This is a genomic window from Pseudomonas sp. MLB6B, from assembly GCF_054508135.1.
Window position 1 is genome coordinate 287,436 of record NZ_CP199313.1, and the last position, 22,649, is coordinate 310,084.

The 22,649-nt window shown below is 63.5% G+C and carries 19 protein-coding genes, 1 pseudogene and 1 riboswitch; of the genes and pseudogenes, 11 read left to right on the plus strand and 9 right to left on the minus strand.

What is annotated here, in order from left to right; translation table 11 throughout:
* Positions 1–142 precede the first annotated feature (142 nt).
* Both ligB and ACSMEV_RS01140 read left to right on the plus strand, forming a co-directional pair.
* The gene (gene ligB, locus ACSMEV_RS01135) at positions 143–1,843 is read left to right on the plus strand and encodes an NAD-dependent DNA ligase LigB (protein ID WP_459206911.1); all 1,701 of its coding nucleotides are present in this window, start codon (positions 143–145) and stop codon (positions 1,841–1,843) included.
* 133 nt (positions 1,844–1,976) lie between these two features.
* Positions 1,977–2,372: a DUF1090 domain-containing protein gene (locus ACSMEV_RS01140; RefSeq protein WP_459206912.1), complete on the plus strand. Its 396-nt coding sequence runs from the start codon at positions 1,977–1,979 to the stop codon at positions 2,370–2,372.
* A gap of 30 nt (positions 2,373–2,402) precedes the next feature.
* Here ACSMEV_RS01140 and ACSMEV_RS01145 read toward each other — a convergent pair whose 3' ends face one another.
* Positions 2,403–2,849, minus strand: a complete 447-nt coding sequence (locus ACSMEV_RS01145; RefSeq protein WP_459206913.1) for a c-type cytochrome — start codon at positions 2,847–2,849, stop codon at positions 2,403–2,405.
* A gap of 123 nt (positions 2,850–2,972) precedes the next feature.
* Here ACSMEV_RS01145 and mltA point away from each other — a divergent pair, with 123 nt between their 5' ends.
* The gene (gene mltA, locus ACSMEV_RS01150; RefSeq protein ID WP_459206914.1) at positions 2,973–4,127 is read left to right on the plus strand and encodes a murein transglycosylase A; all 1,155 of its coding nucleotides are present in this window, start codon (positions 2,973–2,975) and stop codon (positions 4,125–4,127) included.
* Positions 4,128–4,129: 2 nt separating this feature from the next.
* Here the strand turns inward: mltA and ACSMEV_RS01155 are convergent, their stop codons facing one another.
* Both ACSMEV_RS01155 and ACSMEV_RS01160 read right to left on the minus strand, forming a co-directional pair.
* Entirely contained in the window at positions 4,130–4,516 is a 387-nt protein-coding gene (locus ACSMEV_RS01155) for an MAPEG family protein (protein ID WP_459206915.1), read from the minus strand.
* Between the two features lie 25 nt (positions 4,517–4,541).
* Positions 4,542–5,375 (minus strand): EamA family transporter, encoded by an 834-nt coding sequence (locus ACSMEV_RS01160; protein ID WP_459208274.1) that lies wholly within the window; start codon positions 5,373–5,375, stop codon positions 4,542–4,544.
* A gap of 215 nt (positions 5,376–5,590) precedes the next feature.
* Here ACSMEV_RS01160 and ACSMEV_RS01165 point away from each other — a divergent pair, with 215 nt between their 5' ends.
* Positions 5,591–6,826, plus strand: coding sequence for a sodium:proton antiporter (locus ACSMEV_RS01165; protein ID WP_314491755.1), 1,236 nt, complete (start codon positions 5,591–5,593; stop codon positions 6,824–6,826).
* 47 nt (positions 6,827–6,873) lie between these two features.
* Here the strand turns inward: ACSMEV_RS01165 and ACSMEV_RS01170 are convergent, their stop codons facing one another.
* Positions 6,874–7,275: an acyl-CoA thioesterase gene (locus ACSMEV_RS01170; protein WP_459206916.1), complete on the minus strand. Its 402-nt coding sequence runs from the start codon at positions 7,273–7,275 to the stop codon at positions 6,874–6,876.
* A gap of 187 nt (positions 7,276–7,462) precedes the next feature.
* A riboswitch (S-adenosyl-L-homocysteine riboswitch) is annotated at positions 7,463–7,559 on the plus strand.
* A 20-nt stretch (positions 7,560–7,579) separates the two neighbouring features.
* Between ACSMEV_RS01170 and ahcY the strand changes: the two genes are divergently transcribed.
* The 4 genes from ahcY to ACSMEV_RS01190 all read left to right on the plus strand — a co-directional run bounded on the left by ahcY (position 7,580) and on the right by ACSMEV_RS01190 (position 13,188).
* Positions 7,580–8,989 carry an adenosylhomocysteinase gene (gene ahcY / locus ACSMEV_RS01175; protein WP_296266186.1) on the plus strand — a complete coding sequence of 470 codons (1,410 nt, stop codon included), beginning with the start codon at positions 7,580–7,582 and terminating at the stop codon, positions 8,987–8,989.
* A gap of 155 nt (positions 8,990–9,144) precedes the next feature.
* Positions 9,145–9,990, plus strand: coding sequence for a methylenetetrahydrofolate reductase [NAD(P)H] (gene metF, locus ACSMEV_RS01180; RefSeq protein WP_459206917.1), 846 nt, complete (start codon positions 9,145–9,147; stop codon positions 9,988–9,990).
* A gap of 316 nt (positions 9,991–10,306) precedes the next feature.
* Positions 10,307–11,092 (plus strand): substrate-binding periplasmic protein, encoded by a 786-nt coding sequence (locus ACSMEV_RS01185; RefSeq protein WP_459206918.1) that lies wholly within the window; start codon positions 10,307–10,309, stop codon positions 11,090–11,092.
* A gap of 221 nt (positions 11,093–11,313) precedes the next feature.
* Positions 11,314–13,188, plus strand: coding sequence for a DEAD/DEAH box helicase (locus ACSMEV_RS01190; RefSeq protein WP_459206919.1), 1,875 nt, complete (start codon positions 11,314–11,316; stop codon positions 13,186–13,188).
* A 168-nt stretch (positions 13,189–13,356) separates the two neighbouring features.
* Here ACSMEV_RS01190 and ACSMEV_RS01195 read toward each other — a convergent pair.
* A pseudogene (locus ACSMEV_RS01195) lies at positions 13,357–13,799 on the minus strand (IS5 family transposase); the annotation flags it as partial.
* Between the two features lie 250 nt (positions 13,800–14,049).
* Between ACSMEV_RS01195 and ACSMEV_RS01200 the strand changes: the two are divergent.
* Positions 14,050–15,885: a M60 family metallopeptidase gene (locus ACSMEV_RS01200; protein ID WP_459206920.1), complete on the plus strand. Its 1,836-nt coding sequence runs from the start codon at positions 14,050–14,052 to the stop codon at positions 15,883–15,885.
* A gap of 94 nt (positions 15,886–15,979) precedes the next feature.
* Here the strand turns inward: ACSMEV_RS01200 and ACSMEV_RS01205 are convergent, their stop codons facing one another.
* From ACSMEV_RS01205 to ACSMEV_RS01215, 3 genes are all read right to left on the minus strand, one after another.
* The gene (locus ACSMEV_RS01205; RefSeq protein ID WP_459206921.1) at positions 15,980–16,558 is read right to left on the minus strand and encodes a YceI family protein; all 579 of its coding nucleotides are present in this window, start codon (positions 16,556–16,558) and stop codon (positions 15,980–15,982) included.
* A 35-nt stretch (positions 16,559–16,593) separates the two neighbouring features.
* Positions 16,594–17,145, minus strand: coding sequence for a cytochrome b (locus tag ACSMEV_RS01210; protein ID WP_459206922.1), 552 nt, complete (start codon positions 17,143–17,145; stop codon positions 16,594–16,596).
* 338 nt (positions 17,146–17,483) lie between these two features.
* Positions 17,484–19,454, minus strand: a complete 1,971-nt coding sequence (locus ACSMEV_RS01215) for a flavin monoamine oxidase family protein (protein WP_459206923.1) — start codon at positions 19,452–19,454, stop codon at positions 17,484–17,486.
* A gap of 194 nt (positions 19,455–19,648) precedes the next feature.
* On the opposite strand from ACSMEV_RS01215, the gene ACSMEV_RS01220 reads away from it, so the two are divergent.
* Positions 19,649–21,055, plus strand: coding sequence for an adenosylmethionine--8-amino-7-oxononanoate transaminase (locus tag ACSMEV_RS01220; RefSeq protein WP_459206924.1), 1,407 nt, complete (start codon positions 19,649–19,651; stop codon positions 21,053–21,055).
* 151 nt (positions 21,056–21,206) lie between these two features.
* Positions 21,207–21,926, plus strand: coding sequence for a 16S rRNA (uracil(1498)-N(3))-methyltransferase (locus ACSMEV_RS01225; protein WP_459206925.1), 720 nt, complete (start codon positions 21,207–21,209; stop codon positions 21,924–21,926).
* 57 nt (positions 21,927–21,983) lie between these two features.
* Here ACSMEV_RS01225 and trhA read toward each other — a convergent pair whose 3' ends face one another.
* Positions 21,984–22,601 (minus strand): PAQR family membrane homeostasis protein TrhA, encoded by a 618-nt coding sequence (gene trhA / locus ACSMEV_RS01230; RefSeq protein ID WP_459206926.1) that lies wholly within the window; start codon positions 22,599–22,601, stop codon positions 21,984–21,986.
* Positions 22,602–22,649 lie beyond the last annotated feature (48 nt).

A 22,649-nucleotide genomic window follows, 5' to 3' on the forward strand; every position in this document is an offset into this window, starting at 1 on the left:
TCCTACAGGCTGACCAGAAAGCCCCTGCCGAGCGATCGGCAGGGGCTTTTTCGTGACATGAACGCTGACAATCCCTCCCTCTTCTCAGCGCTCGCGACGGACTAGGCTGGTTCGCGTCTCCATTGCCGCAAGGACGCTGGCCATGCTGTCGAGAATGCTGATCGCGCTGCTGTTCTGCGCTTGCACCCTGCCGGCGCGCGCGCAGGACTGCCCCACCTGGCCCACTGACCAGGCCACCCGCGAAGTCGCCGACCTGGCCCAGACCCTGGCCCGCTGGGACGACCATTACCATCGCCTGGGCATCGCGCTGGTCGACGACGAGGTATACGACCAGAGCCGGCAGCGGCTACACCGGCTACGGCAGTGCTTCGCCCTGCCCGACACGATCGACCCGCTGGCCACGGCGGGCGGCCCGGTGACGCACCCCATCCCCCATACCGGGCTGGCCAAGCTGGCCGATGCGCAGCAGGTACGGCGCTGGCTGAGCGGCAAAGCCTCACTATGGGTGCAGCCCAAGGTGGATGGCGTGGCGGTGACGCTGGTGTACCGCGCAGGCCAGCTGCGACAGTTGATCAGCCGTGGCAACGGCGCCTCGGGCCACGACTGGAGCCATCATCTGCCTGCGCTAGGGCAGGTCACCCAGCGCCTGCGCGAACCCATCGACCTGATCCTGCATGGCGAGCTGTACCTGCGCCTGGACGGCCATGTGCAAGCCGAACGGGGCAGCCTGAATGCCCGTGGCACGGTCGCCGGCTTGCTGGCGCGCAAGCATCTGGACCCAGTACAGGGTCGGCGCATCGCGCTGTTCGTCTGGGACTGGCCCGAAGGGCCGAACACCCAGCAGGCCCGCCATGCGCGTCTGGCAGAACTGGGCCTGGTCGACACGCAACGCTTCAGCCAAGCGGTGGGCAGTTTCGAACAGGTCGCGCAGTGGCGTCGGCACTGGTACCGCACGCCGCTGCCCTTCGCCACCGATGGCGTGGTGCTGCGCCAGGATCGGCGGCCACCTGCCACACGCTGGCAGACTCAGGCGCCGCACTGGATCGCGGCCTGGAAATACCCCTTGCGCCAAGTGCTGGCCGAAGTGCGTGCCGTGCAGTTCAAGATCGGTCGCAGTGGCCGTATCACGCCGCTGCTGCACCTGCAGCCGGTGCAGCTCGATGACAAGCGCATCACCCAGGTCAGCCTCGGCTCGCTGGCGCGCTGGCAGATGCTCGACGTGCGCCCGGGCGATCAGGTACAGGTCAGCCTAGCGGGATTGACCATCCCGCGCTTCGAGAAGGTGGTGCACCGCACCCGCGTGCGCCAGACCCTGCCTGTGCCCGACCCTGCGACCTACCACGCGCTCAGTTGCTGGCGCGCGAGCGAAGGTTGCCACGAGCAGTTCGTCGCCCGCCTGGCATGGCTCAGTGGCAAGCAGGGGCTGGCCATGCCGGGTGTGGGCGCAGGCACTTGGCGGCGACTGGTGCAGGCTGGAGTGGTCAACCACCTGGGCGACTGGCTCGCCCTCGACCTTGCCGACTTGCGCCAGGTCCCAGGCATCGGTGAGGCGCGAGCCGAACAGTTGCTGCGCAGCTTCGGACTCGCCCGCACACGCAGCTTTTCGGCCTGGGTCCGCGCCCTGGGTGCGCCGCCCGCCAAGGGGCTGGTCTGGACGCCGGACTGGGCCAGCCTCGCTGGGCGCGACACTGCCCAGTGGCAGCAGACACCAGGTGTCGGCGCCCGCAAAGCCCAGCAGCTGCATGCCTTTTTCACCCACGAAGAGGTGCAGGCAGTGGCCGAGCGGTTGGGTCAGTTGCGCTTGCCCGGATTCGCCCCGCCTTCCATATCAGAGACGCAATAGTGAAAGGGCACATAACGCGTAGGCTAATTCTGATAAATGACTACAAAGCGTTATCAATGCTTTCTTAAAGCACGAAACCAAGGCAGGATTTCCCCCATCTTTTTGCTACCGCGCCCCGTTCAGGAGGCTTTCCATGAAACATCTGCCGTCCCTCGCCCTGTTCACCACCCTGTTCCTGGCCGCCGCTGGCGCCCAGGCCGCACAGCCCGACGCCGGCCTCACCGGTTGCGCCGCCAAGCGCAGCGCCATCGAGAACCAGTTGAAGATCGCGCGCGACAAAGGCAATTCGGGCCAGGTCGCCGGGCTGGAAAAAGCGCTGCAGGAACACAGCGAGCACTGCACCGACGCCAGCCTGCGCAAAGAGCGCGAGCAGAAGGTGCTCGATGCCCGTCACGAAGTGGCACAGCGCACCAAGGACCTGGACAAGGCCATGAAGAAAGGCGATGCGGACAAGATCAACAAGCGCAAGGAAAAGCTCGCCGATTCGAAGAAAGAACTGCAAGACGCCATCGACCAGCTCGAGCGCTGAGTTTCGCGCTTCATAGCGCTTGGCGTGGTTTCAGTGGTTGCGAAACTCCCGGTGGCAAGCCGTGCACGCCTGCTCGACCGCGTCCAGCGGCGCTTGCAAACCACTCGCACGCAAGGGCCGATGCTGGCTTTGCCCATGCAATGCAGCTGTCGCCGCCTCCAGTTGCTCAGCCAGATCCTCGAAGCGCGCCCGGCGTTGCCATACGGCGGGCTGGGCATTGCTCCGTTCCCCCTCGGCAGGTACCGGAAAGTGCTGCCAGGGCTGGCGAGCCAAGGCATCGAGACGCGTGGCGCCTTCGGTGAAGGCGTATTCGTCGAACGCCACTCTGCCGCGCAACATGCCGCCCAACTGCTCGCTGACGTGCAGCATGTCCTTGAAAATCGTTTTGCGCAGGTTCAAGGGCGAGTTCGGGTCGGCCCGCTCGCAGCCACACAGTACGGCGGCGACGCACAGCATGGCGATGAGACGCTTGTACATCCTCGGCCCTCGGGCAGGTAAGCAGGTGAAAAGGCCCGCCAGTATCCGCGCCCGTGCCACAAAGACCAATCCCTTACAAACATCAGGGCCAAGCGCTCGCCCGCCCGCAAGGACACCAACCCCATGACCCATTCCCTACGCCGCCTCGCCGGCGCCCTCGCGGCCCTGGCACTGCTGGCAGGTTGCAACGGCAGCGACGAGGACAAGAAACCCGCGCCCCACGCCATCGCCACCTATACCCCCGCCACCTGGAAAGACCTGCCCGCCGTCAGCGACGCGGACCTCGTGGCGGGTTTCGCCGCCTGGCGCCAAGGCTGTGAAAAGCTCGCGCGTAATCCGGTCTGGGCGGCGACCTGCGAAGCCGCGCAGGCCGTGCCGGCCGATCCGCAGCAGGTACGTGGCTTTCTCCAGGAGCGCTTGCAGGTCTACGGCCTGCGCTCGGCGCAGAACCAGGCCAACGGCCTGATCACCGGCTACTACGAACCGGTCTATCGCGGCAGCCTGACCCAGACCGCCGAAGCCTCGGTGCCGGTCTATGGCATCCCCGACGACATGATCGTGGTCGACCTGGCCGAGGTGTACCCCGAACTCAAGGGCAAGCGCCTGCGCGGCCGCCTCGAAGGCCGCGTACTCAAGCCCTACGATACTGCCGAGGTGATCGGTCGCGAAGGCGCGAAGGCGCCCGTGCTGGCCTGGCTGACCGACCCCATGGACTTGCAGTTCCTGCAAATCCAGGGCTCGGGCCGGGTACAGCTGGACGATGGCCGGCAACTGCGCCTGGGCTATGCCGACCAGAACGGCCACCCCTATCGGCCCATCGGTCGCTGGCTGATCGAACAGGGTGAACTGACCCAGGATCAGGTCAGCATGGGCGCCATCCACGCATGGGCCCAGGCGCATCCGCAGCGGGTCCCGGAACTGCTGGCGAGCAACCCCAGCTACGTGTTCTTCAGCACCCGCCCAGACAGCAACGAAGGCCCGCGCGGCTCGCTCAACGTGCCGCTGACCGCCGGCTACAGCGTGGCGATCGACCGCAAGGTTATCCCGCTGGGCAGCCTGCTGTGGCTGTCCACCACCCGTCCCGACGGCAGCCCGGTGGTGCGCCCTGTGGGCGCGCAGGACACCGGCGGCGCGATCACCGGCGAAGTACGCGCCGATCTGTTCTGGGGTACCGGGCCAGAAGCGGGCGAGCTGGCCGGCAACATGAAGCAACAGGGCCAGATCTGGATGCTCTGGCCCAAAGGCCAGCCATTACCGGACGTGCCCAAGGTGCCTTGAGCTCAGACCGATACCACGAAGAAGCTGACGATCAGCAACAGCCCGGCGAAGTACATCAGCGAACGCAGCGCAGCCCAGTCGGCCATGTAGCAGATGATGAACAGCAGTCGGCTGGTGATGTAGAGCACCGCCAGCACGTCTTGGGTCACCTGTTCGGCATTGCCCACCACGTCGGCCACCAGCACGGCGGCGGCGAAGGCAGGGAAGGTTTCGAAACCGTTCTGCTGGGCTGAGTGCAGCCGCCTTGGCAGGCCGGACAGGGTATCGAGAAAGGCGCGCGGGTCGTGGTTTTCGCGAAAACCGAAACGGCCACTGGCGACTTTGGCGCCCAAGGCGCTCAGCGGCGGCAACAACATGGCGAACAGGATGCACCACAGGGCGACGGTCATAGCAGGACCTCCAAGGTCGAATGAGTCAGAGTTTCATCACCAGCACGCCAGCTAAGACCAGCCCGCACGCCAGAAGTCTCGGCCCGCCGAAGGGTTCCTTGAGGTAGCGCATGCCCAGCAATACCACCAGAATCACGCTCAGCTCGCGCAAGGCCGCCGCTTCGGCGATCGACCCCAGGTGCATGGCGAACAGCACCAGCGCATAACTGAGCAGCACGCACACCCCCACCGCCAGCCCCAGCCGCCACTGCGTACGCCAGAACAGTACGAAGGCCGGTCGGCGCGCCACGCCCGCCAGCAACGGGAAGGGCACCGAGCAGCACAGTGTCAGCCACACCAGGTAGTCCCAGGGCTGGCCCCAACGCTGCACCGCCTGCCCGTCGAGCCAGGTGTAGCAGCCGATGCACAGGCCGATCAGCGCCACCACCGGCAACATCGACCAGGGCAGACGCTCGCCGCCCCCGCCCTGCCACAGCAGGCAGGCCATGCCGCACGGAATCAGCAGGATGCCGACGATCTGCTGCGCGCTCAGCGACTCCCCGGCGAACAGCAGCGTCAAGACCAGCACCACCAACGGCGACGTTCCGCGCATCAGCGGGTAGATCAGCCCCAGGTCGCCTACCCGATAGGCCTGAATCAGCAAAACCCGATACAGCAACTCGGCCAGCGCCGAAGCGACCAGCCATGGCCAGATCCCGGCCGGCGGCGTCTCGACCCAAGGCAGGGCACATAAGGCGAACAGCAGGCCGACCGTGTCCATGCAGGCGATCACCAGCGAGCGCTCGCCGCTGAACTTGATGAGGGTGTTCCAGGTGGCGTGCAGCAACGCGGCGAACAGGACGAGCGAGGTAGCCAACACCGTTCGAGGCTCCAGCATGGGATGAAAGGTAAGCGAATGTTTCGTCATGCACCCTACCCTGCTCGTGACCAGAAAACGAGGTTCCAGCGCGCCACAAAAGGAACGTTATGCAGTTTTCTGGTCAGAGCATGTGCCCGACCGCCCGGTCAGCTCATCGAATAACTGCCCCGAACCATTCGGGTTTCGACTTGGAAGCCATTGCCACAGGATTCAGGATGCTTGAACTCGTTGCTGCGTTTATCTGCTTGACCACCCTCCTCACCTACGTCAATTACCGTTTCATCGGTTTGCCGCCCGCCATCGGCGTGATGGTCACCGCCCTGCTGTTCTCGCTGATGATCCAGGGCCTGAGCCTGCTCGGCTTCCCGGGCCTGGAAGCGCGCGTCGAAGGCCTGATGAACCAGATCGACTTCAACGATCTGCTCATGCACTGGATGCTGTCGTTCCTGCTGTTCGCCGGCGCCCTGCACGTCAACCTCGGCGACCTGCGCAGCTACCGCTGGCCTATCGGCCTGCTGGCCACCGTCGGCGTATTGATCGCCACCGTGGTGATCGGCTTGCTGGCGCACTGGGTGTTCGCCCTGTTCGGCTGGCATGTCAGCCTCATCTACTGCCTGCTGTTCGGCGCACTGATCTCGCCCACCGACCCCATCGCGGTGCTCGGCGCGCTGCGTACGGCCAATGCGCCCAAGCCGCTGAAGACCACCATCGTCGGCGAATCGCTGTTCAACGACGGCACTGCGGTAGTGGTCTTCACCGTACTGCTGGGCATCGCCCAACTGGGCGAGACGCCGAGCATGGCCGACACCGCCGTGCTGTTCTTGCGCGAAGCGGTCGGTGGCGCGGTCTTCGGCGGCCTGATCGGCTACGCCACCTACCGCATGATCAAAGGCATCGAGCAGTACCAGGTGGAAGTCATGCTGACCCTGGCCCTGGTCATCGGCGGCTCGGTGATGTGCTACGAACTGCACGTCTCGGCACCGATCGCCATGGTGGTGGCGGGCCTGATCATCGGCAACCTGGGCCGCAACCTGGCCATGAACGACATGACCCGCCGCTACATGGACGGCTTCTGGGAGCTGATCGACGACATGCTCAACGCCCTGCTGTTCGCCCTGATCGGCCTGGAGCTGTTGCTGCTGCCATTCAACTGGCTGCACCTGGCGGCCGGCACCGTGCTGGCCGTGGCGGTACTGGCCGCGCGCCTGCTGACCGTGGCCCCGGCCATCCTGCTGCTGCGGCGCTGGCGCAGCGTGCCCAAGGGCACCATCCGCGTGCTGACCTGGGGCGGTTTGCGCGGCGGCGTTTCGGTAGCCTTGGCGCTGTCGCTGCCGACTGGCGATGAGCGGGATTTGCTGTTGTCGATTACTTACATCGTGGTGTTGTCGTCGATTCTGATTCAGGGGTTGACGGTAGGTGGGGTGGTGCGGCGGGTGAGTGAGCAGCCGTAAGCTGTAGCAATCCAATGCAAGGGCCGCGCAATGCGGCCCTTTTTCGCTCACTCCACCGCACTGTCCGGAAACTGATCCTGCAAATACTTGATCTGCGTCCGCCCATGCGCCGCCGGCAATCCATCCTCGCCCAGGTTGACGAACACCATGCGGTCCACCGTCAGAATGCTTTTGCGCGTGATCTTGTTGCGCACCTCACAGCGCAAAGTGATCGACGTCCGGCCGAACTCCGTAGCCATGATGCCCAGTTCGATGATGTCGCCCTTGCGCGAGGCGCTGACGAAGTTGATCTCCGACATGTATTTGGTCACCACGCGCTGGTTGCCCAGCTGGACGATGGCGTAGATCGCCGCTTCCTCGTCGATCCAGCGCAGCAGACTGCCGCCGAACAGTGTGCCGTTGGGGTTGAGGTCTTCGGGCTTGACCCATTTGCGAGTGTGGAAATTCATCGGTGCTCCTCGTGACTGAAAGGGCGGGATCGGGATGGGGCCATGATGGCAGAGCGGCCGGGGCCCGTGCATGCGTCTTGGACCATGGTCGCGAACGATTCGACAGAAAACCTTGGGCTCTGTCACCCGCGCAGCTATAATCGCTGCCGTTTCACATGGCCGCCCCCTGCGCGGCCATGCCCGCCACCCGTCCGAGGGGCGCTGCAGCAGGTCGATCCTGTCAGGCTCGGATGGGGCGTTGTCCGCGTTCGCGGACGCCTAACGCACAACGGCGCCCATTCGACATGACGAATGGAGGCTCTTGATGAGCGCTGTAAACACGCCTGCCGGTTTTTCCGATTTCAAAGTCGCCGACATTTCCCTGGCCGACTGGGGTCGCAAGGAAGTCATCATCGCCGAATCGGAAATGCCCGCGCTGATGGGCCTGCGCCGTAAGTACCAAGGCGAACTTCCGCTCAAGGGCGCGAAGATCATCGGCTGCATCCACATGACCATCCAGACCGCCGTGCTGATCGAGACCCTGGTCGTGCTGGGCGCCGAAGTGCGCTGGTCGTCGTGCAACATCTTCTCCACCCAAGACCAGGCCGCCGCCGCCATCGCCGCCGCCGGCATCCCGGTGTTCGCCTGGAAAGGCGAGACCGAGGAAGAGTACGAGTGGTGCATCGAGCAGACCATCCTCAAGGACGGCCAGCCATGGGACGCCAACATGGTGCTGGACGACGGCGGTGACCTGACCGAAATCCTGCACAAGAAATACCCGGCCATGCTGGAAAAGATCCACGGTGTGACCGAAGAGACCACCACCGGCGTGCACCGCCTGCTCGACATGCTGGCCAAGGGCGAACTGAAAGTCCCGGCGATCAACGTCAACGACTCGGTCACCAAGAGCAAGAACGACAACAAGTACGGCTGCCGTCACAGCCTGAGCGACGCCATCAAGCGCGGCACCGACCACCTCCTGTCGGGCAAGCAGGCGCTGGTCATCGGCTACGGTGACGTGGGCAAGGGCTCGGCGCAGTCGCTGCGTCAGGAAGGCATGATCGTCAAGGTCACCGAAGTCGACCCGATCTGCGCCATGCAGGCCTGCATGGACGGCTACGAAGTGGTCTCGCCGTTCAAGGACGGCATCAACACCGGCACCGAAGACGGCATCAACCGTGACCTGCTCGGCCGCATCGACCTGATCGTCACCACCACCGGTAACGTCAACGTCTGCGACGCCAACATGCTCAAGGCCCTGAAGAAGCGCGCCGTGGTGTGCAACATCGGCCACTTCGACAACGAGATCGACACCGCCTTCATGCGCAAGCACTGGGCCTGGGAAGAGGTCAAGCCGCAGGTGCACAAGATCCACCGCACCGGCGCCGGCAGCTTCGACGCGCAGAACGACGACTACCTGATCCTGCTGGCCGAAGGCCGCCTGGTGAACCTGGGCAATGCTACCGGTCACCCAAGCCGGATCATGGACGGCTCGTTCGCCAACCAGGTGCTGGCGCAGATCTTCCTGTTCGAGCAGAAGTACGCCGAACTGGACGCCGCGAAGAAAGCCGAGCGCCTGACCGTTGAAGTGTTGCCGAAGAAACTCGACGAAGAAGTGGCCCTGGAAATGGTCCGCGGCTTCGGCGGCGTGGTCACCCAGCTGACCCCGCAGCAGGCCGAGTACATCGGCGTGACCGTCGAAGGTCCGTTCAAGCCAGAGGCTTACCGCTACTAAGCGGCCACTGCGGGTAGGCGCACCCTCGGGTGCGCCCGCTTGCAGCTGTACAGGCAGTATTGGAATGATGTTCAGCCAGGCCGACCCATGTCGCCCTGGCTTTTACTTGCAGCTTGCAACTAGCAGCGCGTGGTTCGCTGCTCAGGAAAAAGCCGATGTCCAAACCCCGCAATTACAGTTTCGAATTCTTTCCGACCAAGACCGAAGCCGGCCACGACAAGCTGATGGCCGTTGCCCGCCAATTGGCCACGTACAACCCGCACTTCTTTTCCTGCACCTATGGCGCCGGTGGCTCCACCCGCGACCGTACGCTCAACACCGTGCTGCAACTGGAAAACGAAGTACAGGTGCCCGCCGCACCGCATTTGTCGTGCGTGGGCGACACCAAAACCGAACTGCGTGCCCTGATCGCCCAATACAAGGCAGCCGGCATCAAGCGCATCGTCGCCCTGCGTGGCGACCTGCCTTCGGGCATGGGCATGGCCGCAGGCGATCTGCGCTACGCCAGCGACCTGGTGCGGTTCATCCGCGAGGAAACCGGCGATCACTTCCATCTGGAAGTGGCGGCCTATCCGGAGATGCATCCTCAGGCACATAGCTTCGAAGCCGACCTGAAGAACTTCGCCACCAAGGCCAAGGCCGGTGCCGACAGCGCCATCACCCAATACTTCTTCAACGCCGACAGCTACTTCCACTTCGTCGAGCGCGTGCAGAAGCTGGGCGTCGACATTCCACTGGTGCCCGGCATCATGCCGATCACCAACTACAGCAAGCTGGCGCGCTTCTCGGACGCCTGCGGTGCCGAACTGCCGCGCTGGATCCGCAAGCAGTTGGAAGCCTATGGCGACGACAGCGCCAGCATCCAGGCCTTTGGCGAAGAAGTGATCACACGCATGTGCGAGCAGCTGCTGGACGGCGGCGCGCCGGGCCTGCACTTCTACACGCTGAACCAGGCCGAGCCGAGCTTGGCGATCTGGAACAACCTGAACCTGCCGCGCTGATAACACCTGTTTGCACCTGTCCAGCGGGCAGTCGAGGCACAGGCAGAATGCGCGTGCCTCGACTGCTTCCACCGCAAGCAGGTCAAGCATGGCACCACCGCCCGCACACCCCGCCCTCCCGCTCCCGCAGATCTGCGACGCGCGGTCGTCCAGTCCGCGAAACCTGGCGCGACATGCCTGGGGCGCCAGTGCGATGGCGCTGTCTCCAAACCCGAGGCGCAGCGAGATGGGTGCATTTGCTGGCCCGTTCACAGCGCTGACAGCGACGAAGACCACGCGCCTGTTCATCCATGAAGCACCCAGGTAGTCTGCCGACATGCGCATCTTCCTGACTCTGTTCGGCACCCTGCTGCTCATCTGCCTGAGCCCGTTGGCCCAGGCCGAACGGCTGCGCATCGTCAGCGACGACTGGGCGCCCTACATCTATCAGGAAAACGGCCAGCCGCGCGGCCTGCACTACGAAGTGGCCACCGAAGTGTTCAAGCGCCTGCACATCGAGGTGGAGTGGGGATTCATGCCGTGGAAGCGCTGCCTGGCCGCGGTCGAACAGGGCCAGGCCGACGGTATCCTGGGCGTGTTCAAACTGGCCTCCCGCGAACCCTTCATGCTGTATCCCGAAGAGCCCTTGTCGCAGGTCGAATTCGTGCTGTTCCAAGCCCGGGCACGTCCCCATTCGGTCACTACGCTGCAGGATTTGAGCGGGCTCACGGTAGGCACCTCGTCGGGCTATGACTACGGTGAGGCCTTCGACACTGCGGCCAACTTCCGTCGGGAATCGGCGCCGACCCACGTCGCCAACCTGGGCAAGCTGGCACTGGGTCGGGTGGACCTCGTGGTGACCGACCTCCATGTCGGCCGCTATCTGCTGCAACGCCTGGGCCTGGAGCAGCAGATCGAAGCCTTGCCGGTGGTGGTCAACGATTTGCCGCAGTACCTGGGCCTGGCGCGCAAACCCGGCCGTGAAGTCCTCGCCGAGGCCTTCTCGGAAACCCTGCGCGCATTCAAGCGCGAACCGGCCTACGCCCACATCATGAGCCGTTATGGCGAGCAGAATCCGAGCCTTGCCACTGCCGTTGAGCAACAGGGGCTCAGCACACACTGATTGCTCTGTTATACTCGGGCCTTCCCGCCAGGCTCACGCCCGGACGCTCGGCCTCGTAACAGGCATCCCGATCGGCAGAAACGCAGCTCCACGCGCCTTTGCCGCCCGCCCGATGCGCAGTGCACGCCCAGCTGGACCGGACGCGATCGCATTCCTCAGATGCCCGTCGCGCCAGGCAGATCATCCCATCGGGCTCAGCCCACACGAGAACAGGATTGCCCATGTCCTTTGCTTCCCTCGGTCTCTCCGAGGCACTTGTCCGCGCTATCGAGGCCGCGGGCTATACCCAGCCCACTCCCGTGCAACAGCGGGCCATTCCCGCCGTGTTGCAAGGCCGCGACCTGATGGTCGCCGCGCAAACCGGTACCGGCAAGACCGGTGGCTTCGCCCTGCCGATCCTGGAGCGTTTGTTCCCCGCCGGTCATCCCGACAAATCCCAGCGCCACGGCCCGCGTCAACCGCGCGTGCTGGTGCTCACGCCCACCCGCGAGCTGGCCGCCCAGGTCCACGACAGCTTCAAGCTGTACGCCCGCGATCTGAGCCTGGTCAGTACCTGCATCTTCGGCGGTGTCGGCATGAACCCCCAGGTGCAGGCCATGGCCAAGGGTGTCGACGTGCTGGTGGCTTGCCCGGGCCGACTGCTCGACTTGGCTGGCCAGGGCAGCGTGGATTTGTCCCACGTGGAAATCCTGGTGCTCGACGAAGCCGACCGCATGCTCGACATGGGCTTCATCCATGACGTCAAGAAAGTCCTCGCGCGTCTGCCGTCCAAGCGCCAGAACCTGCTGTTCTCGGCGACCTTCTCCAAAGACATCACCGACCTGGCCGACAAGCTGCTGCACAACCCCGAGCGCATCGAGGTCACGCCGCCCAACACCACCGTCGAGCGTATCGAGCAGCGCATCTACCGCCTGCCGGCCGGTCACAAGCGCGCCTTGCTGGCGCACTTGATCACCCTCGGCGCCTGGGAACAGGTACTGGTCTTCACCCGTACCAAGCACGGCGCCAACCGCCTGGCCGAGTACCTGGAAAAGCACGGCCTGACCGCCGCCGCGATCCATGGCAACAAGAGCCAGAACGCGCGCACCAAAGCCCTGGCCGAATTCAAGGCCAACACCGTGCGCGTGCTGGTCGCCACCGACATCGCCGCCCGTGGCCTGGACATCGACCAGTTGCCCCACGTGGTCAACTTCGAACTGCCCAACGTCGAAGAAGACTACGTGCACCGCATCGGCCGTACCGGCCGTGCCGGGCGTTCGGGCGAGGCCATCTCGCTGGTCGCACCCGACGAAGAGAAGCTGCTCAAGAGCATCGAGCGCGTCACCCGGCAGAAGATCGCCGACGGCGACTGGATGGGCTTCGACGCCAGCAAGATCGAAGTCGAAAAACCGGAAGTGCGCGAGCGCGCCCAGCCCAACGCACGCGGCGGGCGCAACGGCCAGAGCCGTGGCGACGGCGCCAACGCCGGCAGCGGCGGCCGCAAGGACAAGGGCAAGGACAAAGGCAAGACGCGCCAAGCCAGCGCCGACAAGCCGGCGGAAAAGGCCAAGTCCGGCGAGCAGCGCCAAGGCCAGCAGCCGCGCAAGCCACGCGAGCAGCAGAAGCCGCGCACGCAGCAGTCGGCCCAGGCCAGCAAGCCAGCTGACAACGGCAACCGTGACCCTGAAGCCTTCCTCGACGACGACGTGGACAACTTCGGTAATCGCGCCGACTACGTCAGCCCTTACCAGAACACCAAGAACCAGGGCCGCAACCGGCGCCCGGGCGCGGCCGCAGGCGGGCAGACCCAGGGCCAAGGCCAGGGCCGCAGCCAAGGTGCAGGTCAGCGTAACAACGGTCCGCGCACAGGCGGCGACAAAGGCCCGCGCAATAATGCCAACGCCGGTGGCGCACGCCGTGACGGCGGTGGCCGCAATCGCCGCGACGACAGCCCTCGCCAGGAACCTGCCGTGCGCAACCCGCGCGAGCAGCAGAACCAGCCGGTGATCATCCGCAAGGAATCCAAGCTGGAGCGCTATCCGACCCCTGAGCAGCTCGACGACCTGCCGAACCGTCCGCGTGGCGAACGTCCGGCATTGCTGACGCGTAATCGCTGATCACGAACAAGCGGGCTGTAATGAGCCCGCTTGCTTTGACAGATAAGCGCTGGCATGCGATATACCGTCAACGCTAGATCCTGTGTCCGTTCAGGGCTAGGGTCTGTACGAAAGGTTTTGAGACGCTAGCCAGACAAGGCCGATGGCGGCCCCGCGAAAACAGGCGAAAAAGCGGAGCGTACTAGCGTCGTAGAGCATGTGGATTTTAGTTGTCAGCCCCCCGGCTGCGGCCTAAGGCGTGATCGGCAGCCTCGTCAGGCCCCCTTTTTTCGAGCACCTGATGAGGCTCGGGTGTCGCGCACTGCGGTCGAGTCGATCATCCAGGTCTGCAAATCAATCAAACCTCGCTCGTTCAGTCGCAGGTGTAAGCGCTTGAGCATCCGGTCAAACGCCCCGTTGTTTCGCCAATCCCGAAACCGTTGATACACCGTTGACCATGGGCCGAAATGCTCCGGCATGGCGCGCCAGGCAGCGCCGGAACAAAGCACCCAAAGCACGCCATTGAGCATCAGCCGGTCACTCAATCGAGGCCGACCACACTTATGTATTTCGGTGAAAAGATCAGAGACCAGCTCCCAGGCCTCGTCCGAGATTTCGTACCGATTCGCCATCACAGAATTCCTTTCCGTTGATGGCTGAGGAATCTACAAAATCCTTGCGACGGCGGGGCAATGACTGGGTTTCTACGAATTTCGTACAGAGGCTGGTACCGTCAGAATAAACCTGTTGCACTCTGCCACCTGGATAGAGCGCGAAGCTTTTATATAACGGGCCGCTCGTTTTTACTGTTATTTTTGTCAGTTGCGCCCGCGAAGCACCATCCACCATGCTGCCGCTACCTATCAAGCGGAGCATTTTCAAATGCCTAACAAAAAAACACCTGCCTCTTCTCCCTTGCTCGACTTTGAATGCTCGACGCCGACGATGTCTGATGAAGGCCTATCAGCCTTCGCTACAGCGCAGACTTGCTGCGTCGTCGCTAATGCCATTTCGTCGGACACCCTCGCGATAGAGCTGACCACGCCGTCATTGCCCGATGGCACCCGTATCCATCTCAGACAAGCCGACGGTAATATGCATGAGCTTGGAATGATCCGACAAGGATCGTTCTTCCTCCCAGCGCTGGCCACAAGTGTCATTGGTCGAAGCGGCCTGGCGTTGTTTGTCGATGGCGTAAACCTTTCCTTCGAGACGAAGCCAGTTATTGAAACCTTATCCCTTAGAATTGACATGGTAAAAACGGAGGATGGCGAGAAAAAAGTGGCCGAGATGCGCGGCAGCACTTCAGCTCGGAGCGGCGTGGTAGAGGCGTATTCTGACGGAGTTTGGAAAGGTGTTGGGGCTGTTAATTCGGATGGCACATTCAACAATCCAAACGTACCCCTTAGCTACTTACAGACACCTGACAGCATTCTAGTCCGCGTCAAAGATCAGTTGATCTCGGAGCCCGTTTTGGCCAACGACTATTTTGTCCATTCCCGCTCCATTGAATTCTTCCCGACTGCGACCCAGGCAGATGATCAGGTCTTCTATCATTGGCGTCAGCAGCGCGCGCAATATCAACCTACGGGTTACTGGATTCCTGATGGTATTCGCGTGACCCTTTGGCTGGAAGGCGATGACAGCGTTGTATTGGCGTACGTAGGCACTCAAGGTATGGCGAGGGAAGAAGATCGGTCACAGCAGACGGATAACATGCGCATCACTCAACTCAAGCGTGGTTACAACACATTACCCCTGGACCAAGGTGGGGTCTTGCATATTTCCAATACGGGACGGTCGGCCTGTCGGATAATCATCGGACCAGAAGCAATACCCATCCCATTCTACAGATTGATGCAAACGCCTCCCCCCGATTGGGATCGCATGCGTGGCCATGAGTCAAAACGGCCTGTGCAGATGGTCGGGAAACAGGTAGTCATCTCTTGCTACCCCGATACCTATAAGCTCTTTGCCCACGATGATGTGGGCGAAATCGTTAGATCGCATGAAGACGTCATTGCGATGGAAACTGAAGCTGCCGGTTTCAAAGTCAATGATCCACAGGCGATTCATCGTGAAAGCAACACCTGGCTTTATGCAGTGGAGAGCAGTTCTAGCGCAGTTCCACACGCCACGACTGGCTATATCGGCTTGCCCCATCGCACCCAGCCCGGCAATGAGTACATGTTGGCTTTAGTAGGAGGAAAAGCACGTAATCTATGGGTAACACTGCATGAGTACGGACACCATTTCCAAACCAAGCTCAATAGCGTCTCTCCGTTCAGTGAGGTGTCAGTCAACATTTATGCCCTCGCCGTCAGTCGCCAGCACAAGAACCAGTACTCAGATGTATTTCCAGGACGCTGGTCCTCATTGCATCAATGGCTCCGACAAAGTTCGGACAAAGAATTCATTACGTCGCCCGATACCCATGCGATCTTCGAGCAACTGCGGCTGCATTATGGGAATAATTTTCTGCCAAACTGGGATCGGCGTTGTCGAGAGCTGGCACAATCCAACCCTGGCTACCCGAGCGATCTGACCCATTTCGCAACATCGCTTTCGCAGCTTGCCGGACAGAACCTGGCCAACTTCTTTGTGAGCTGGGGCGTTATAAAAAGCGGAGATAGCGTATGGCAAACGCTCCAGGCACTCAATCTGCCAGACGCGCCTGCTAGCATGATCGATATTGTGCCGTATCAGGGCAGCGCGTAACTGATATGGCCGGCTCTGCCCCTACGACGTTAGCCTTGGCAGCTCTGAAAGCATAAATCCGATGCCTGCAAAAGGCATCGGATTACAAGATGTGTTACTTCTGCTTCACGCCTTCGAGGCTGATGTCCAGGTCGAGGGTCTGCGAAGTCGGGCCTGGGCCCTTGATGCCGAAGTCGCTCAGGTTGAGCGTGGTGGTGGCGTTGAAGCCTGCGCGCTCACCGCCCCATGGGTCCTTGCCTTCGCCATTGAAGGTGGCCTTGAAGGTGACCGGTTTGGTCACGCCGTGCAGGGTCAGGTCGCCGGTCACGTCGGCGGTCTTGTCACCGGTCGATTTGACGGCGGTGGAGACGAACTTGGCGTCCGGGTATTTCTTCACGTCGAGGAAGTCGGCGCTGGCGATGTGCTTGTCACGCTCGGCGTGGTTGGACCACAGGCTGGCGGTTTTCAGGTCGACGTTGATCTTGCTGGCTTCAGGCTTGGCGCTGTCCCAAGTGAAGCTGCCGTCGAAGTCCTTGAAGGTGCCGTGGATGAAGCTGTAGCCCAGGTGGCTGATCTTCCAGTCGACGAAAGCGTGCTGGCCCTCCTTGTCGATCTTGTAGTCGGCAGCCATGGCCTGACCGGCAGCGAACAGGGCAGTACCGAGAGCCAGTGCGGCAAAGGTCTTTTTCAACATCCTTTGATTCCTTCCGTTGCGATTGAGTGGGTGTTTCAGGCTTTGCGACCGAGCATGCGCAGTAAGGTGGCGTCACGGTCGATGAAATGGTGCTTGAGTGCAGCCAGACCATGCAGGCCGGCGAAAACCACCAGCCCCCAGGCCAGGTAGAAATGGACTTCGCCGGCAAGATCGGCCTGGTCGGGCAGGTTGCTGACCAACGCCGGCACCTCGAACATACCGAATACCGGTATGCCCACGCCATCGGCGGTGGAGATCAGGTAGCCGGCGAGCATCACGGCGAACAGCCCGGCGTACAGACCCAGGTGGCCCAGATGAGCCGCAATCCGCGTGAAGCGACCATGACTGGCAAGCGCCGGCGGTGGCGGACTGAGCAGGCGCCACAGTACCCGCAGGGTCATGACTGCCAGCAGCACCAGGCCGATGCTTTTATGCAGGTCTGGACCGGCCTTGCGCCAAGGATCGTAGTAGTCCAACCCAACCATCCACAGACCCAGCCCGAACAGGCTGAAGACCGTGAGCGCTACGCCCCAGTGCAAGACGATGCTGACCACGCCGTAGCGAGAAGATGAATTGCGAAGTTGCATGATGCTGTCGTTCCCCGTGGAAGCTGTGGCAAGACTACCCGTTAACGTATCGAATAAAAGCAGAAAAAACTGCTCTGAAATATCGAATAAACCGATAGTAATTGTCTGCAAGCACTATTAAGGAAACGTTAACCCTAGACGGTTTTTTAAAGGGTGATCCGAGGCAATGGCGCAGCAGCGATTTGGCATTGCCATTGATGCGCAATGGCCCGCGAAGCGGGCCGAAGGTTGCGCTCGGGTTCTTGGGCGACATCGCTTCGCCTGGATGGCCACAGCGTCGTCGCCCATGCGGGTGAACCGAAGCGCCGGCTACCCGCAGTGGTTCAGAGCATTCGCCGTCAGGCGCCAGTCTGATCCTGCTTGACCGCTGGTTTCTTCTGCGCAGGCTCTGCCGGCTTTTTGGCCGGTGCCGCCTTGGCAGGCTTGTGGGCCGGTTGGCTCTTGTGGGCTGCCGGCTTGTGCGTAGCAGGCTTGGCCGTAGGTTTGAGCGCCGGCTTGGCCGCAGGCTTGGCCGGTGCGGGCGCTGCAACCGGCGCTGGGACAGGGGCCACAGCCGGTACCGGGGCAGGCGCTACCGCAGGTGCGGCAGGCTCCGGTTGGCTGACCGCCGCAGGCTTGGCCTCAGGCTCGCCCCGGCCGAACAGGCGCGAGAAGAACCCTGGTTTGGCCGGCTCGGCGCTGGCCGATGGGGCCTTGTCGTCAGGTTTGGCCGGCGCGTTCTGGGCCTTGTCGCCACCGCCGAACAGCCGCGAGAAGAAGCCCGGCTTGCCTTGCTCGGCCTTGGCCTCTGACGTCGTTTGCGGTTTCCCGGCCTTGTCGCCCTTGCCGAACAGGTTGGCGAAGAAGCCCGGCTTGCTCGCCGCCGCCGCACCGGCAGCGCTGGCAGTACCGGCCGCCGCCGTGGCCGCCACGGACTTGACCGGCTCGAACGACTTGCCCGCGGCCAGGTCCTGCACCTGGCTAGCGGCGCGCTGGCCGCTGCGCAAGGCGCCTTCCAGGGTGCCCGGGTACAGCGCATCGGTATGCTCGCCGGCGAAGGCTACACGTTGCACCGGCCGCTCCCACAGCCGCCAGTATTTGCTGATCTGCCCCGGTCCATAGGCCAGGTAGGCGCCGCCCGTGCTGGCATCGGTGCTGTAACGACGCACCTCATAACCGCTGAACGCGCCACGGGCCTTGGGGTAGAACGCGTGCATGCGGATCAGCACCTGGTCGACCATCTGCTTGTCGCCGAAGGCTTGCAGCAGGCGCGCGTTGTCGCCCGACAGGTTGATCACCACGTTGGCGCCGCCCTTGAGCGCAGGCTCGATCCACAGCATGCCCAAACCGGCGTTGCTGTAGATTTCTCCCGACATGCGCGACCGGCTTTCCCACACCGGCTGCTTGAACTTGAGCATGATCTGGTCGCGCCAGCCGTAGTTGGTGCCTTTGATCGCGGCCATGTGCTGGTTGTCCAGCGCGGGCGTCATCTGGATCTTGGCCAAGGCGCGCAGCGGCACGGCCATGACCAGATAGTCGGCCGTGTAGCCCACGTTGCCGGCTTTGACCGTCACGCCGTTCTTGTCCTGCACGATGGACGTCACCGCAGCATCGGTCTTGATGGTCTTGACCTGCTTGACGAAGGCCTGGGCCAGCACCGGGCTGCCACCCGGCAGGCGCACCGCACGCCGGTCGCGGTCGTCGACGCCGCGGTACACGCGGTTCTGCTGCGCGAAGTAGAGCAGCGACAGGCGCGACGGCTCGTCGTAGCGGCTGCGAATTTCCTGGTTGATCAACTGGCGCGCGGTGGTCGGCAATTGCAGGCGGTCGAGCCAGTTGGCGACGTTGATCTGGTCGAGGGCGAACAGCGTGCTGTTGGCCGCAGGATTGAGCGGATCGTCGATCGAGCGCGCCAGGTCGTCGACGGTCTTCTCGTAACGCTTGAGGGCTTCGGCGGTGGCCGGTTGCTTGAGGGCAAGGTCCGCTTCGGTGAAGTAGTCGCCGTCGATCAGGTAGCCGGGCGTACGCACGAACTCGGGCGCCGGCAGGGTCTGCAGCTTGAACTGTTGCAAGTACTGGTTGAGCAGCGGCTGGACCTTGTCGCTACCGATCCACTCGCTGGTCGCCAGGCCCGAGCGCCCGCCCAGGTTGGCCTTGGCTTCGAGCAAGGTCACCTGCCAGCCTTTGTTCTGCAGCTCGTAGGCCGCCGTCAGGCCGGCCAGGCCGCCACCGACGACGATGGCCGTCGGAGCCTTGCCCTGCCCCTGCGCAGCGGCGCTGGACAGGCCAATCATGATCACCGCGCACGCGCGCACCCAAGCAGCAGCCATCGAGGCAGACTCCAGATCAGAAAGAAACGTGAAGACGCGCAAGAGCGGACCGCCCTGCGCAAAGAGCCGCCTAGAATACGTGAGCCCCGGCTGCCCTGCTAGCACCCTGGCATCAGTTACATGGGTTGTTCCTACCGCCCGGTTCTCTTAGGCTTACGCGCTTTCACACCGCCATACCGCCAGGAGAACCGCCGATGGGGCTCAATCAACAGTGGATGCAGCGCGACCTCGAGGTCCTGTGGCACCCCTGCACCCAGATGAAAGACCACGAGCACCTGCCGCTGATCCCGATCAAGCGCGGCGAAGGCGTCTGGCTGGAAGACTTCGAAGGCAAGCGCTACCTCGATGCGGTCAGCTCCTGGTGGGTCAACGTGTTCGGCCACGCCAACCCGCGCATCGGCCAGCGCATCAAGGATCAGGTCGATCAGCTCGAGCACGTGATCCTCGCAGGCTTCAGCCACCAACCGGTGATCGAGCTGTCCGAGCGCCTGGTGGCGCTGACGCCCGACGGCCTGGACCGAGTGTTCTACGCCGACAACGGCTCGTCGTGCATCGAAGTGGCACTAAAGATGAGCTTCCACTACTGGCACAACGTCGGCAGGCCGCAGAAGAAACGCTTCGTCACCCTGACCAACAGCTACCACGGCGAGACCATCGCCGCCATGTCGGTGGGCGACGTGCCGCTGTTCACCGAAACCTACAAGGCGCTGCTGCTCGACACCCTCAAAGTGCCCAGTCCCGACTGCTACCACCGCCCTGAGGGCGTGAGCTGGGAGGAGCACTCGCGCACACTGTTCGCCGCCATGGAACAGACCCTGGCCGAACACCACGAGACCATCAGCGCGGTGATCGTCGAACCGTTGATCCAGGGCGCCGGCGGCATGCGCATGTACCACCCGGTGTACCTCAAGCTGCTGCGCGAGGCCTGCGACCGCTACGACGTGCACCTGATCCACGACGAAATCGCGGTCGGCTTCGGTCGTACCGGCACGATGTTCGCCTGTGAACAGGCCGGCATCCGCCCGGATTTCCTCTGCCTGTCCAAGGCCCTGACCGGCGGTTATCTGCCGCTGGCCGCCTGCCTGACCACCGACAAGGTCTACCAGGCCTTCTACGACGACTACCCGACCCTGCGCGCCTTCCTCCACTCGCACAGCTACACCGGCAATCCGCTGGCCTGCGCCGCCGCCTTGGCGACCTTGGACATCTTCGCCGAAGACGATGTGATCGAAGCCAACAAGGCCTTGGCCAGCCGCATGGCCAGCGCCACCGCGCACCTGTCCGAACACCGCCACGTCGGAGAGATCCGCCAGACCGGTATGGCCCTGGCCATCGAGATGGTCAAGGATCGACCGAGCAAAACCGCCTACCCCTGGCAGGAGCGGCGCGGCCTGAAGGTGTTCGAGCACGCCCTGAGCCGCGGCGCCTTGCTGCGGCCACTGGGCAGCGTGGTGTACTTCCTGCCGCCCTACGTGATCACCCCCGAGCAGATCGACTTCCTCGCCGAAGTGGCCAGCGAAGGCATCGACATCGCCACCCGCGAGCACGTCAGCGTGGCCGTGCCGGCCGATTTCCATCCCGATTTTCGCGACCCGGGTTGATGGCTGCGCCGCGCGCCCTCGCAGCGACGGCCGTTCGCTGCGGTGAGCGGTAGCGCCCACAACGCCTCGCCAAGCGCGGCGCAGGCGGGCCGGCCCCAACCCCGCCCGCCTGCGCCAAGCACAGTCCCCGTCCTCCCTATCCGAGCCCTACATGCGCCTGTCCCGTTTCTTCATCGATGCCCCTCTCTCCCTCGGCGAGCACACCCTGCCCGAAGCTCAGGCCCACTACATCGGCCGCGTGCTGCGCATGGCCACCGGCGACGCCGTGCAGCTGTTCGACGGCAGCGGCCAGGAGTTCCTCGGCCACCTGCTCGAAGTCGGCAAGAAGACCGTACGGGTGAGCCTCGACCAAGCCCTGCCCGGCCAACCCGACTCGCCCCTGCACGTGCACCTGGGCCAAGGCCTGTCGCGCGGCGAGCGCATGGACTGGGCGATCCAGAAAGCCACGGAGCTGGGCGCCAACGAGATCACCCCCATCGTCAGCGAGCGCTGTGAAGTGCGCTTGAAGGACGAGCGCGCCGACAAGCGTCTGGCCCACTGGCGCCAGGTGGCGATCAGTGCCTGCGAGCAGTGCGGCCGCTCGACCCTGCCGCTGATCCATCCGCCGCGCACCCTGGCCGAATGGCTGGGCGACGTCGACGCCGACCTCAAGCTGGTGCTGCACCCTGTAGCCGAGCCGCTGACCACTCACCCCAAGCCTGCGCGCCTGGCGTTTCTGATCGGACCGGAAGGCGGCTTGAACGATGCCGAAGTGGCGCAGGCCAGCGAAGCCGGCTTCCACGCCGCGCGCCTTGGCCCACGGGTGCTGCGCACCGAGACCGCGCCGGTGGTGGCGCTGTCGGTGGCCCAGCAGTTGTGGGGCGATTTCTAGACCCGTGCGCAGCTCACCCGGCCTGCGGCATGCCACCGCCGTAGGCCGGACGGGCTTTCAACGGACGTAGAAGAACACTGCGATGAAGTGCAGCAGGCTGCCGGCGATGACGAACAGGTGCCAGATGCCGTGCCCATGGCGCAGTCGTCGGTCCAGGGCGAAGAAGAGGATGCCCACCGTGTAGAACACGCCACCGGCCGCCAGCCAGGCGAAGCCCGCCGTGCCCAGGGTCGCCAGCAGCGGTTTGACCGCTACCAGCACGATCCAGCCCATCAAGGCATAGATGACGATCGACAGCACCCGCGCTTCGGAGCGCGGCTTGATCTCTTGCAGCATGCCGATCAGCGCCAGCCCCCAGACCACGCCGAACAGGCTCCAGCCCCAGGGGCCGCGCAGGCTGACCAGGCAGAACGGTGTGTAGCTGCCGGCGATCAGCAGATAGATCGACAGATGATCGAGCTTGCGCATGATCACCTTCGCCCGACCGCGGGTGCTGTGGTAGACGGTCGAGACGCTGTAGAGCAACAGCAGAGTGAAGCCGTAGATGGAGAAGCTGACGATCTTCCACGGATCGCCCTGCAATCCCGCGGCAATGATCAGCCAAAGCGCGCCCAACGCGGCCAGCATGGCGCCGACCAGGTGGGTCCAGGCGTTGAAACGTTCACCGTGATACATCGAGCGAAGGCCTCCTGGGTTGGATGTGTGCGAAGGTGCGCGCGTGTG